The organism is Massilia orientalis, assembly GCF_030411975.2.
Classification (GTDB): Bacteria; Pseudomonadota; Gammaproteobacteria; order Burkholderiales; family Burkholderiaceae_D; genus Telluria; species Telluria orientalis.
Genome location: NZ_JASNRB020000025.1, coordinates 62,520 through 75,324, shown reverse-complemented (window position 1 = coordinate 75,324; position 12,805 = coordinate 62,520). Strand labels below are relative to the sequence as shown.

Here is a 12,805-nt window from a genome sequence, read left to right as displayed (position 1 = left end):
GTCGCCCTGACCACGTCCCAGGCAGGTGCGCTGACCAACGCGCAGACCGCCGCACTGACCACGAACCAGGTTGCCGCACTGCAGACCGTCGACCTCGCCGCGTTCAAGACGAGCCAGGTCGCCGCGCTGACCACGAACCAGATCTCGGCCGGCCTGTCCACGGCGCAGTTCTCCTCGCTGACGACCGCGCAGATCGCCGCGCTGACGACCGCCCAGGTGTCCGCTGGCCTGACGACGAACCAGATCGTCGCCCTGACCACGAACCAGGCGGGTGCCCTGACGACCGGCCAGGTCGGCGCGCTGACGACCAACCAGGTCGCCGCGATCGAAACGGCCGACCTCGCGTCGCTGAAGACCAACCAGATCGCCGCGCTGACGACGAACCAGGTGTCCGCAGGCCTGACGACGAACCAGATCGTTGCCCTGACCACGTCCCAGGCAGGCGCCCTGACCACCGGCCAGACCGCCGCGCTGACGACCAACCAGGTTGCCGCGCTGCAGACCGCCGACCTCGCCGCATTCAAGACGAACCAGGTTGCCGCGCTGACGACGAACCAGATCTCGGCCGGCCTGTCGACGAACCAGCTGTCGTCGATGACGACCGCCCAGATCGCCGCGCTGACGACGAACCAAGTCTCGGCTGGCCTGACGACGAACCAGATCGTTGCCCTGACGACGGCCCAGGCTGCCGCCCTGACGACCGCACAGGCTTCCAACCTGACGACCAACCAGGTCGCCGCGCTGGAGACCCGTGACCTGGCGGCGATGACGACGGCCCAGATCGCCGCGCTGACCACGAACCAGGTGTCCGCTGGCCTGACGACGAACCAGATCGTCGCCCTGACCACGGCCCAGGCAGGCGCGCTGACCATCGGCCAGACCGCCAACCTGACCACGAACCAGGTCGCTGCGCTGGAAACCGCCGATCTCGCCGCGTTCAAGACGAACCAGGTGCAGGCACTGACGACGAACCAGATCTCGGCCGGCCTGAAGACCTCGCAACTGGCGTCGCTGACGACGGCTCAGATCTCCGCGCTGACCACGGCCCAGGTGTCGGCTGGCCTGACGACGAACCAGATCGTCGCCCTGACCACGAACCAGGCAGGCGCGCTGACGACCGCCCAGACCGCCGCGCTGACCACGAACCAGGTCGCCGCGCTGGAAACGGCTGACTTCGCCGCGTTCAAGACGAGCCAGATCGCCGCGCTGACGACCAATCAAGTGTCGGCAGGCCTGACGACGAACCAGATCGTCGCCCTGACGACGTCCCAGGCTGCCGCGCTGACGACGGCCCAGGTCGGTAATCTGACGACGAACCAGGTGGCGGCAATGGAAACCGCCGACCTCGCCGCGCTGAAGACCAACCAGGTCCAGGCACTGTCGACGAACCAGATCTCGGCCGGCCTGAAGACCTCGCAACTGGCGTCGCTGACGACCGCCCAGATCGCTGCCCTGACGACCAGCCAGGTGCAGGCAGGCCTGACGACCAACCAGATCGTCGCGCTGACGACGGTCCAGGCCAGCGCGCTGACGACGGCCCAGGTCGCCGCCCTGACGACGAACCAGGTCGCTGCGATGGAAACCGCCGACGTCGCCGCGCTGAAGACGAACCAGATCGCCGCGCTGACGACGACCCAGGTGCAGGCAGGCCTGACGACGAACCAGATCGTCGCCCTGACGTCGGCCGATGCCGCCGCCCTGACGACGGCCCAGCTGGGCGCGCTGACGACGAACCAGGTCGCCGCGCTGGAGACCCGCGACCTGATCGCGCTGAAGACCAGCCAGATCTCGGCGCTGACCACCGCGCAGATCTCGGCCGGCCTGTCGACGAACCAGCTGTCCTCGCTGACGACGGCGCAGATCGGCGCGCTGACGACGAGCCAGGTGGCAAACGGCCTGACGACGAACCAGATCGTCGCGCTGTCCACCAGCCAGGTGCAGGCGCTGACGACGGGCCAGTTGTCGTCGCTGACGACCAGCCAGCTCTCGTCGCTCGAAACCCGCGACATCGCCGTGCTGAAGACGAACCAGATCCAGGCACTGACGACGAGCCAGATCCAGAACGGTCTGACGACGACGCAGGTCGCCGCGCTGACGACCGGCCAGGTGCATGCGCTGACCTCGGCCCAGGTGGGTGCGATGACGACGGCACAGATCCAGCAGCTCAAGGTCGGCAGCCCGATCGTGCTGGACCTGAACGGCGACGGCATCCACACGAAGAGCATCGCCCAGGGCGTGCAGTTCGACCTGTTCGCGACCGGCAGCAAGGTCACGACGGGCTGGGTGGACGCGACCGACGGCCTGCTGGCACTGGATCGCAACGGCAACGGTGCGATCGACGACGGTAGCGAGCTGTTCGGTACGTCGACGAAGCTGGCGAACGGCCAGAACGCTTCCAACGGCTACGAAGCCCTGGCCCAGCTGGATGCGAACGGCGACGGCGTGATCGACACGAAGGATGCTGCCTACAGCAACCTGAAGGTGTGGGTCGACGCGAACGGCGACGGCGTCAGCGAATCGGGCGAGCTGAAGAGCCTGGCATCGCTGAACGTGGCAAGCATCAACGTCAACGGCGACAAGACCGCGGCGAAGGACAACGGCAACTGGATCGGCATGCAGTCGACCTTCACGAAGACCGACGGCTCCACGGCCGCCACGGGCGACGTCTGGTTCACGACCGACAAGTCGGCCGCGGAAGCCGCGGCGACCGCGACCTCGCTGAGCAGCAAGGTCGGCAGCATGGTCCAGGCGATGACCGCCTTCAACGCCGGCGATGCGGGCGTGGCGGCCGGCGGCCTGACCCTGCCGAACCTGGCGGGTGCGCAGACCGGCCTGCTGGCTTCGGTCGGCACGATGGTCGACGTGATGAAGCAGTTCGACGTCAACGGCAACAAGGTGAGCGGTGCGAACGCGGCGATGACGTCGACGGCCGAATCGCTGGCCAAGTCGGTGACGACGCCGCATGACTCGGGCTTCCTCACCACCGGCGGTCGCAAGTAATGCAACACAGGGGCCGGTTCGCGCCGGCCCCGCCGCGACATCAAAAAGGCAAGACCGTTATCGGTCTTGCCTTTTTTTGCGTCCAAATTGCGACAAACCAAGAATAAGGGGCGTAACACAGTGCTGTTCAGCAACAATTCTGGTCAACAACAAGGTAATCTCTCGGTCTGCCGCACTTCGCTTCTATTAGTTTCCTAATGGCCGACAAATTTCCTCATACAACTCTGCAATGCCTGACCGCCATCGCGCAGCATCATGGCCTGCAAGTGAATCCGGAGCGCCTGATCCACGACTACGCGTTGAACGCGGAGGAGCCCTCGTCGTCCATGCTGCTGGGGATGGCCTCGAGCATCGGGCTGAAGGCCAAGCTGCGCCAGCTGACGGTCGACAAGCTGCTGGGGCAGAAGGGCGTGTTCCCGCTGCTCGCGCGCCTGAAGGACGGCAACAGCATGATCGTCGTCGGTGCCCGTGCAGACGACGGCGGCGTTTTCGCCGTGCTCGATCCGCTCGGCGACCTCGGGGCCGTCAAGATGCTCGATCCGGCCTCATTCCAGTCGCTGTGGAGCGGCGAAGTCCTGTTCCTCAAGCGCACGTCGAAGCTGTCCGACACGCGCCAGCCGTTCGGCCTGCGCTGGTTCATTCCCGAGATCCTGCTGCAGAAGGCCGCGTTCCGCGACATCGCCATCGCCGCGATGGCCATGAACATCCTCGGCCTCGCGTCGCCGATCTTCTTCCAGCTCGTGATCGACAAGGTGCTCGTGCACCATAGCGTGTCCACGCTGTGGGTGCTGGCGGCCGGCATCGGCATCGCGCTGCTGTTCGAGTCCACGTTCGGCTTCATGCGCCAGATCCTGACGCTGTGGGCCACGAACAAGATCGACATCCGCCTCACGCGGCGCACGTTCGCGCACCTGCTGTCGCTGCCCATCGATTATTTCGAGACCACGTCCGCGGGCGTGGTCGTGCGCCACATGCAGCAGATGGAAAAGATCCGCGGCTTCCTCACCGGTCGCATGTTCTTCACGGCGCTGGACCTGACCGCGCTGTTCATCCTGCTGCCGATCCTGTTCAGCTATTCGGTCAAGCTGGCGATGATCGTGCTGCTGTTTACGATGCTCATCAGCGGCATCGTCGCGGTGCTCGTGCCCACGTTCCAGCGCCGCCTGAACGATTTGTACACGGCCGAGGGCCAACGCCAGGCGCTGATGGTGGAAACGATCCACGGCATGCGCACGGTGAAGGCGCTGGCCATCGAGCCGATGCAGCGCCGCGCCTGGGACCAGCGCTCGGCCAATGCGCTGATCCAGCACTTCCGCGTGGGCCAGATCTCCATCACGGGCAATGCCATCACCGACTTCCTCGGCAAGCTGCTGCCCGTCGTGATCATCGTGATCGGCGCCCAGGACGTGTTCGACCAGACGCTGTCCGTCGGCGCCCTGATCGCCTTCCAGATGCTGTCCGGCCGCGTCAGCGGGCCGCTGATCGCCCTGGTGGGCCTCGTCAACGAATACCAGGAAACCGCGCTGTCGATCCGCATGCTGGGCGAGGTCATGAACCGCGCGCCGGAAGGCCGCAGCGGCGGCCTGCGTCCCGAACTGCGCGGCAACATCACGTTCGACGGCGTCGTGTTCCGCTACCCGGGCGCGCAGAACAACGCGCTCGACCGCGCCAGCTTCGAGATCAAGGAAGGCAGCGTGATCGGCATCGTGGGCCGCAGCGGCTCGGGCAAGACGACGATCACGAAGGTCATCCACGGCCTGTACCGCATCCAGGAAGGCATCGTCCGCTTCGACGGCTACGACGCCCGCGAGATCGATTTGTCGCACCTGCGCCGCCAGGTCGGCGTCGTCCTGCAGGAGAACTTCCTGTTCCACGGCACGGTGCGCGAGAACATCGCCGCGACGATGCCCGAGGCCAGCTTCGAGGACATCGTCGAGGCGGCCCGCGCGGCCGGCGCCGACGAATTCATCGAGCGCATGCCGCAGGGCTACGACACGATGCTGGAAGAGAATGCGTCGAACCTGTCCGGCGGCCAGAAACAGCGCCTGTCGATCGCCAGGGCGCTGCTGGCCAAGCCGCGCATCCTCGTGCTGGACGAAGCCGCGAGCGCGCTCGACCCGGAAAGCGAAGCGATCTTCATCAACAACCTGTCGCGCATCGCCGTCGGCCGCACCGTGATCATGGTGTCGCACCGCCTGTCGACGCTCGTCAAAGCCGATTCGATCCTGGTCATGCAGCGCGGCCAATTGATGGACGCGGGCCGCCATGAAGAACTCCTGACGCGCTGCTCTACTTACATTCAATTATGGAACCAGCAAACAAGTCATCTGTGACCGCGCTCGATCCGACCGACATCGAGTTCCTGCCGGACGCCGACGAGATCGAACGCCGGCCGCTGCCGCCGTACGCGCGCATCACCGTGCACGCGCTGGCCGCGATGCTCGTGTGCTTCCTCGGCTGGGCCAGCATCGCCGAGATCGACGAGGTGGTGAAGGCGCAGGGCAGGCTGACCACCCCGTTGTCGAATATCGTCGTGCAGCCGATCGAGACGTCGATCATCCGCTCGATCGACGTGCGCATCGGCCAGGTCGTCAAGAAGGGCGAGCGCCTCGCCACCCTGGACCCGACGGACGCGGATGCCGACCAGGCGCAACTCCGCCTGAAGTTCGACAGCCTGGACACGCAGGTGAAACGCCTCGAGGCCGAACTGACCGGCCGCGGTACGCCGGCCGAGACGGGCAAGGTGTCGGCCGACACGCAACTGCAGGACAAGCTGGCGGGCGAGCGCCGCGCCAACTTCGCCGCGCAGATGGCGCGCCTGGACGAGAACATCGCCAAGACGCGCGCCTCGCTCGACACGAACGTGCGCGACCAGCAGGTGCTGGGCGACAGGACGAAATCGCTGCGCGAGGTGGAGACGATGCAGGAACGCCTCGTCGACCAGAAATTCGGCGCCAAGGTCAACCTGCTGGACGCGCGCAACAAGCGCATGGAAGTGGAGCGCGACTATACGCTGGCGAAGAACCAGGAACCGGAGATCCGGCGCACCCTGGCCGGCCTGGAGGCGGAGAAGCGCGCGTTCGTGAACGGCTGGCGCCAGAAGATCATGGAAGACCTGCTGAACCTCACGCGCGAGCGCGACGCGACGGCCGAGCAGATCAAGAAGGGCACACTGCGCCGCGACAAGGTCATCCTGACCGCGCCGGCCGACGCCATGGTGCAGGACATCGCCAAGCTGTCGCAGGGTTCCGTCGCGCAGGCGGCCGAGAAGATGTTCACGCTCGTGCCGCTGGGGACCGCGCTGGACGCCGAGGTGCAGATCGATTCGCTCGACGTCGGCCACGTGAAGCCGGGCGACGTCGCCCACATCAAGCTCGACGCGTTCCCGTTCCAGAAGCACGGCACCCTGGAAGCCAAGGTGCGCACCCTGTCCGAGGACGCGTTCAAGCGCGACACGGCGAATGCGGAATCGGGCACGGATGCCTACTACGTCAGCCGCATCGACCTCGGCGGCGGGAAGCTGAAGAACATGGACCCCCACGCGCGCCTGCTGCCGGGCATGACGCTGACCGCGGAAATCGTGGTCGGCAAGCGGACCGTGTTGTCGTATCTGCTGTGGCCCCTGACGAAGGGGCTGGACGAAGCGATCCGGGAGCCGTGATCGCCCGGCGCCGCGCGCCTGTCCTCAAGGCAGGGCGCGGTAGCCGCTCAGGAGCGACTGGTTGCTCCACAAATAATCCCACTCACCGAAGCGGCCGCACGTGGCGATGCCCGCCGCGTCCGCCCAGCCGCGCACGCGGGCGCGCCGTTCTTCCATTCCCTGCTCGAAGATGACGTTGCCGTAGGCGAGGCGGCGATGGTCGAGCACGACGATGTCGTCCGCCGTCGCGATGCCCATCTTGCGCAGCGCGTAGACCGTGTTCTCCTTGAGCGCGTCGGGCGCATGGGCGCTGCCCGTGTCGTAGTTGTAGATCTCGAACTGGAGCGAGCTGCAGCCGGGCGGCGCGTTGTCCGGCGATTTCACGGACGGCGAATAGGCGCGGCTGGCGACGATGTCCTCGTCGTAGATGTAGAACCACAGGTCCTTCACGAGCGGTTTGTCGAACCCGACGGAGACCAGGTCGATCGACGTGGCGTGCAGGCCGGCGCCGGCCGCGCGCACGTCGTCCGGGACGTCGCCGGCCAGGCGCACGAGCACGGGCAGCGGCAGCGTGCTGACGAGCTGCCGGTAACGCACCGTCGCGCCGTTCGCGAACGTCACGGTGCGCGCCGCGGTGTCGATGCCTGTCGCGGCGTGGCCCGTGCGGATCTCGGCGGCGTCGAGCAGCGGCTGGATGAACGCCTTGTAGCCTCCCGCGACGGGGTAGCGCATCTCCTTGGTGTAGTACGTGTTCGGCGTATCGCCCGTCAGGGCGCCGAACAGGATCTCGTCCAGTTCCGCGCGGCGCATGCGGTTGCCGATCCACGTCGTGGACAATGCGCGGGCCGGCACCGCCCAGTATTTCTGCGTGTAGCGCAGCGGGTACCGTTCGGCGATCGCGTCGCCGTACTGGTGGCGCAGCCAGCTTTCGTAATCGTCGTGCGCGAGCGTGTCGGGACGCGCGAGGAAGGACTTGATCAGGGCCACGCGCTGTTCCGGCGGCAGCGGATACAGGTTGTTCTGCACCGGGTGCTTGAGCCAGTAGCCGTCATCCCAGCAATACGAATCGGCCGGGTGCGTGAGATACGGCGTGCGGTCGAAGATCGCGCGCACTTCCGGTTCGTTCGCGAACGACAGGTGCACGGCGTGGTCGAAACGGAAGCCGTCGACCGTGAAGTTGTCGAGCAGGCCGCCGGCGCGGTCGCGCGCCTCGAAGACGACGGCCTGGCGGTTCAATTCGCGCGCGCGCAGCGCGGCGCCCAGGCCCGCGATGCCCGCGCCCAGGATGACGATATCGATGGTTTCCATGTCAGTTCGCTGCGAGGTAAGGGGCGAGTTCGCCCTCGAGATAGGCGGCGAGGGCGGCGCGCCAGTCGCGCATGGCCGGCCAGCCCAGCTGGTCGCATTTCCAGTTGTCCGCCGTTTCGTTGTCCGAGACGTTGGCCTTGCGGTTGAACGATGCGGCGTCGGCGGGACCGACCTCGAGATCGAAGCCGGCCAGGCGCACGATCGCCTGCACGTACTCGTGGCGCGACGCCGAACCGCCGTTCACGCAATTGAAGACGCCCGCGAGGCCGCTCGCGCCCAGGTCGAGCATGCGCGCCGCCACGTCGCCGCTGAAGCAGGGCACGCCGCGCTGCTGGACGTTCGAACGCATCGTCGCGCCGCTCGCCAGCGCGGCGCGGGCCTCGTCGATGCGGCGGGCGACGAAATTCTTCGGGATGTCCGGCGCGCCGCCGAACAGCCAGCCGGTGCGGACGACGAGGTTGTCCGGGCTCGCCGCCAGCACGCGTTCCTCGGCCAGCACCTTGCTGCGGTGGTGGTGCGTGGTCGGCCGCACGGCGTCGTATTCGCGCCAGGGCGCGGTGCCGTGGGCGCCGTACACGCCGGTGCTGGAGACGAACAGCAGCTTCGTGCCGGCGCGCGCGCAGGCGGTGGCGACCAGTTCGGTCAGCAGCAGGTTGTCGCGGTAGCAGGCGGACGGGTCGAGCTCGCACTGCTCGACGTTCGTGTTGGCGGCGGCATGGATCACGAGATCCCATCCGGCAGCGAGTTCGGCGGGCAGATGGGCCGGGGCGTCCGCCAGCGCGGGACGCGCCAGCGGCGCGCATTGCCAGCCGCGCGCGGCGGCCGCCTTGCCGATCGCCGTTCCCAGGAGGCCGCGGGCGCCGGTCAGCAGGATCTTCATGCGAGCGGGTAGGTGGCCAGGTCGACGTTGACTGCCTCGGCCGGATCGTGCGGGATGCTGGCCATGTTGCAGACCAGGTTCGTCCCGTCTCCGGTGCCGGTGAACGCCATCCACCAGCCCGGCGGCACCGTGAGCCTGCCGTAGTTGGCGTCGCCCAGCGTGTGCGAGGTCGTGCGGCCGGTGCCGGCATCGTGCAGGTGGAACGTGACGCCGCCCGCGACGACGACGAGGTTCATGGTCATGCGCGTATGCCGCTTCCAGCCTTTCGTCACGCCCGGATGCACGGTGGTGAAATAGACCTCGCCGAAGCCGGCGAAGCCCGGGTCGGTCGCCTTCATCGCGTGGTACACGTCGCCTTTCGGGTGGGCGATACGCGCCAGCGGCGTGAGCGTGCAGGGCGTCAGCGCGTCCATGCCAGCCCCCGGGCCGCGGCCAGCGCTTCGTATTCGCCGATCTGGGCGAGCGTCAGCGCGTGCATGTCCGCCTGCTCGCGGTAGTAGCGGTAATACCATTCACTGACCAGGCGCACGCAGGTCTCGTAGTTCAGGTTCGCTTCCCAGCGCAGGTGGAACAGGGCCTTGTCGCAGTTCAGCTTGAGCAGCCCCGCCTCGTGGAACGGGATGTTGCCGGTGACCTCGTACGCCTGTTCGGGACTCGCGAACTGCCAGTGGCGCGACAGGTCGCCCAGCAACTCCAGCACGGTGCGGTTCTGCTCCGCGCGCGGTCCGAAGTTGAAGGCTTCGCCCGACAGTTCCGGGCGTTCTTGCAGCGCCGCGCCCAGGGCCAGATAGCCCGACAGCGGCTCCAGCACATGCTGCCACGGCCGCGTGGCCTGCGGGCTGCGGATCTCGACCTTGCGGCCTTCCGACCAGTTGCGCATGCAGTCGACGACGATGCGGTCCTTGGCCCAGTCGCCGCCGCCGATCACGTTGCCGGCGCGGCCGCTGGCCAGCTTCACCTTGCAATCGGGCGCGCGGAAGAACGACCAGTAGTACGCGTGGATGACCACTTCGGCCGCGCCCTTCGAGCCGCTGTAGATGTCGCGGCCGCCGATATGGTCGGTCTCGCGGTAGCCCCACAGCCACTCGACGTTCTCGTAGCACTTGTCGGACGTGATCATCACGGCGACGCAGGGGCGGTCGTGCAGGCGCAGGGCTTCCAGCACGTTGGTGGTGCCGATGACGTTGGTCGTGATCGTGTCCACGGGATCGCTGTACGACGTCGAGACGATCGGCTGCGCGGCCAGGTGGAACACGAAGTCGGGCTGGAAATCGGCGAGGACCCGGCGGACGGCGGCCAGGTCGCGCACGTCGCCCAGGTGGTGCTCGATATGCCCGGCCAGGCCGGTCTCCTCGAAGATGGAGGGCTGGGTCGGGATGCCGTCCGACAGGCCGGCGACGCGCGCGCCCAGCTTGAGCAGCCACATGACGAGCCAGGAACCCTTGAAGCCCGTATGGCCCGTGACCAGCACCTTCTTGTTGCGGTAGATGTCGCCGAACATGATCACTCCCAGGTCTTCCAGGGCGCGCGGCCGGATTTCCACAGCTCTTCGAGGTGCATCTTGTCGCGCAAGGTGTCCATCGGCTGCCAGAAGTCGTGGTGGAAGAACGCCCGCATCTGGCCGTCGCGCGCCAGTCCTTCCATCGGCTGCTTCTCCCACGTGGTGGCGTCGCCGTCGATGTAGTCGATGGCCTGCGGCGAGAGCACGAAGAAGCCGCCGTTGATCCAGGCGCCGTCGCCCTGCGGCTTCTCCTGGAAGCTGGTGATCTCGTCGCCCTGCAGGTTGAGGGCGCCGAAGCGGCCCGGCGGCTGGACGGACGTGAGCGTGGCCAGCTTGCCGTGGGCGCGGTGGAAATCGACCAGCGCCGTGACGTTCACGTTCGAGACGCCGTCGCCGTAGGTGAAGCAGAACGCCTCTTCGTCGCGCACGTAGTCGCGCACGCGTTTCAGGCGGCCGCCGGTCAAGGTGTCGTCGCCGGTGTCCACCAGGGTTACCTTCCACGGCTCGGCGCTGCGCGTGTGCACTTCCATGCGGTTGTTCTGCATGTCGAGCGTGACGTCGGACGTGTGCAGGAAATAGTTGGCGAAGTATTCCTTGATCACGTAGCCCTTGTAGCCGCAGCAGATCACGAAGTCGTTCACGCCGTGCGTGGAATAGCCCTTCATGATGTGCCAGAGGATGGGCTTGCCGCCGATCTCCACCATCGGTTTCGGTTTGACCGAGGTTTCTTCGCTGATGCGGGTGCCGAGGCCGCCCGCGAGGATGACTGCTTTCATGCGATGTCCTTGCCGTTTTTTCAGTTCAGGCGCCCGGTCTCGGTCAGCACCGTCAGGGGACGCGTGATCACCTTGTCCGCGCCGTATTCCAGCGCCTTCTTGCGTAGCAACAGGCCGTGCAGCCGTTCGCAGCACAGCCCCATCGTACGTTCTTCGTAGCCTTCGCGCCGGATGTAATGGTTGTGGGCGAAGCGCGCCACGACCCCTTCGAGCTGGCGCATGGTCTCGACGAACCAGGCGACCGGCATATAGCCCACGTTGCCCGCCGTGATGAAGCTGGTGCCGGACAGGAAGTTGATCGCCTCGTCGCTGTCGATCACGCCGCAGTCGACCGCGTCGCCGAAGAACATCAGCAGGTCGCGTCCGACCGCGTTCGCCGAGTACTGCTGCATGACCGAGCCGGGAAAATTGATGGGCGCCGAGATGATCGGGGTCGTGCCGTCGCCGATGAAGGCTTCGATGGGCAGGTCCTGCAGCTCGCTCGGGTGCGCGTGATAGTTGAAACCGCGCAGCTGGCCGATCTCGGCGACCAGGGCGTAGCGGCGGTAATGGCAGACGCCGACGAAACCGTCGGCATGCGCTTCTTCCAGCAGGCGGCGGATCATGAAGAGGGCCGCGTATTCGCCCAGCTTCATGTTCTTGTACGCCAGCTGGGGCGCGTACACGCTCATGCCGATGCCGCGCTCCGGCACGTAGCCGCCGGTGCCGACGAGCGTCAGGAACGGCGGCAGGGGCCAGCCCGGGTCCTTGTGGCTGATGCAGTAGAAGGGGGGCGGGGACGTCATGCGGCGAGGCCCTCCGTGTAGCCGGTGTAGCGCTGCCATGCTTCCTCGATCTGGAAGAAGACCCCGCGCAGCTGCAGGTAGGCGGTGTGCACCTGGTCGCGCTTGTCCAGCAGTTCCTGGGTGCTGATCACGCCCAGGCGGTGCGAGGCGAGCAGCAGGTCGAAGTAGTCGGAGAAGCAATAGCCGAAATTCTTGTTCACGGCCGGATTCGATTCCGACTGCAGGCGCGGATCGCGGCGGAAGTAGCTCAGCTCCTCGTCGAGGTAGAACACATCGCCGCCTTCGACCAGGTTGCAGTACGCGGACACGTCGGACAGCCCGATCGTGCAGTCATGGCCGGCCAGCGTGAACAGCCGCAGGTGGCCGATCTCCCACAGCTTCTTGCGGGTGAACATCACGGTGGAGAATTCGCCGACGAAGTTGCGCATGCCGAGGACCATGCTGCGGTGCAGTTCCAGGCCCGTCATCGAACCGCTGGCCTCGAACGCACGGCGGGTTTCGACGCGCAGGTTGTTGGCGTCGATGACCTGCGAGGCCGAGAACGTCATCTGGACGCGCGGCTGCGCAGTCATCGCGGCCACCATGCGCTCGACGCAGAACGGATGCAGGATGTCGTCGTCGAACAGCGGCTTGATGTACGTGCCCTTGCCCGAGAAGAAAGCGGCGTGGATGTTGCCGTCCCTGGTCACCGAGCAGCGCTGGTAGATCACTTCGGGGAAGCGCGCGCAGATGTCGCGGATTGCCTCGGTCGGGCAGTTGTCGCTGACGAGGATCTCGATATTCGGGTATGTCTGGCCGATGGCCGAGCGCAGGCATTGCTCGAAGTGCTCGGGCTTGTACGACGGGATGACGATGCTGACTTTAGGGAGCGTCATGGAGACCGGAGTTCGTTGTCGTTCGTGAGAAAAAGTACGC

General features: G+C 66.5%; 10 protein-coding genes. 3 read left to right on the top strand and 7 right to left on the bottom strand.

The window, feature by feature from the left end; all coding sequences use genetic code 11:
• From QPK29_RS28620 to QPK29_RS28610, 3 genes are all read left to right on the top strand, one after another.
• On the top strand, nucleotides 1–3,000 hold a 3,000-nt coding region (locus QPK29_RS28620; protein ID WP_400189878.1), incomplete at its 5' end, for a beta strand repeat-containing protein.
• Between the two features lie 197 nt (nucleotides 3,001–3,197).
• Complete coding sequence (locus QPK29_RS28615; protein ID WP_056129190.1) at nucleotides 3,198–5,333, top strand: peptidase domain-containing ABC transporter; 2,136 nt, start codon at nucleotides 3,198–3,200, stop codon at nucleotides 5,331–5,333.
• Complete coding sequence (locus tag QPK29_RS28610) at nucleotides 5,306–6,661, top strand: HlyD family type I secretion periplasmic adaptor subunit (protein ID WP_400189877.1); 1,356 nt, start codon at nucleotides 5,306–5,308, stop codon at nucleotides 6,659–6,661. Before QPK29_RS28615 ends, QPK29_RS28610 begins: the two co-directional genes overlap by 28 nt.
• Nucleotides 6,662–6,685: 24 nt before the next feature.
• Here QPK29_RS28610 and QPK29_RS28605 read toward each other — a convergent pair whose 3' ends face one another.
• From QPK29_RS28605 to QPK29_RS28575, 7 genes are read right to left on the bottom strand one after another with little or no spacing between them, the layout of a single operon-like run.
• Entirely contained in the window at nucleotides 6,686–7,948 is a 1,263-nt protein-coding gene (locus QPK29_RS28605) for a protoporphyrinogen/coproporphyrinogen oxidase (RefSeq protein ID WP_056129196.1), read from the bottom strand.
• A 1-nt stretch (nucleotide 7,949) separates the two neighbouring features.
• On the bottom strand, nucleotides 7,950–8,828 hold the full coding sequence (locus tag QPK29_RS28600; protein ID WP_371771807.1) for an SDR family oxidoreductase: 879 nt from the start codon (nucleotides 8,826–8,828) through the stop codon (nucleotides 7,950–7,952).
• Nucleotides 8,825–9,241: a polysaccharide biosynthesis C-terminal domain-containing protein gene (locus tag QPK29_RS28595; protein ID WP_056129202.1), complete on the bottom strand. Its 417-nt coding sequence runs from the start codon at nucleotides 9,239–9,241 to the stop codon at nucleotides 8,825–8,827. Before QPK29_RS28595 ends, QPK29_RS28600 begins: the two co-directional genes overlap by 4 nt.
• A complete protein-coding gene (rfbG, locus tag QPK29_RS28590) occupies nucleotides 9,229–10,329 on the bottom strand; it encodes a CDP-glucose 4,6-dehydratase (RefSeq protein ID WP_056129385.1) in 1,101 nt (366 codons plus the stop codon). The genes QPK29_RS28595 and rfbG overlap by 13 nt, the downstream gene beginning before the upstream one ends.
• 2 nt (nucleotides 10,330–10,331) lie before the next feature.
• Nucleotides 10,332–11,105, bottom strand: coding sequence for a glucose-1-phosphate cytidylyltransferase (gene rfbF / locus QPK29_RS28585; protein ID WP_371771808.1), 774 nt, complete (start codon nucleotides 11,103–11,105; stop codon nucleotides 10,332–10,334).
• Nucleotides 11,106–11,125: 20 nt separating this feature from the next.
• Nucleotides 11,126–11,890, bottom strand: a complete 765-nt coding sequence (locus tag QPK29_RS28580) for a hypothetical protein (RefSeq protein WP_056129208.1) — start codon at nucleotides 11,888–11,890, stop codon at nucleotides 11,126–11,128.
• Nucleotides 11,887–12,765, bottom strand: a complete 879-nt coding sequence (locus QPK29_RS28575; RefSeq protein ID WP_371771809.1) for a glycosyltransferase family 2 protein — start codon at nucleotides 12,763–12,765, stop codon at nucleotides 11,887–11,889. Before QPK29_RS28575 ends, QPK29_RS28580 begins: the two co-directional genes overlap by 4 nt.
• Between the last annotated feature and the right edge of the window lie 40 nt (nucleotides 12,766–12,805).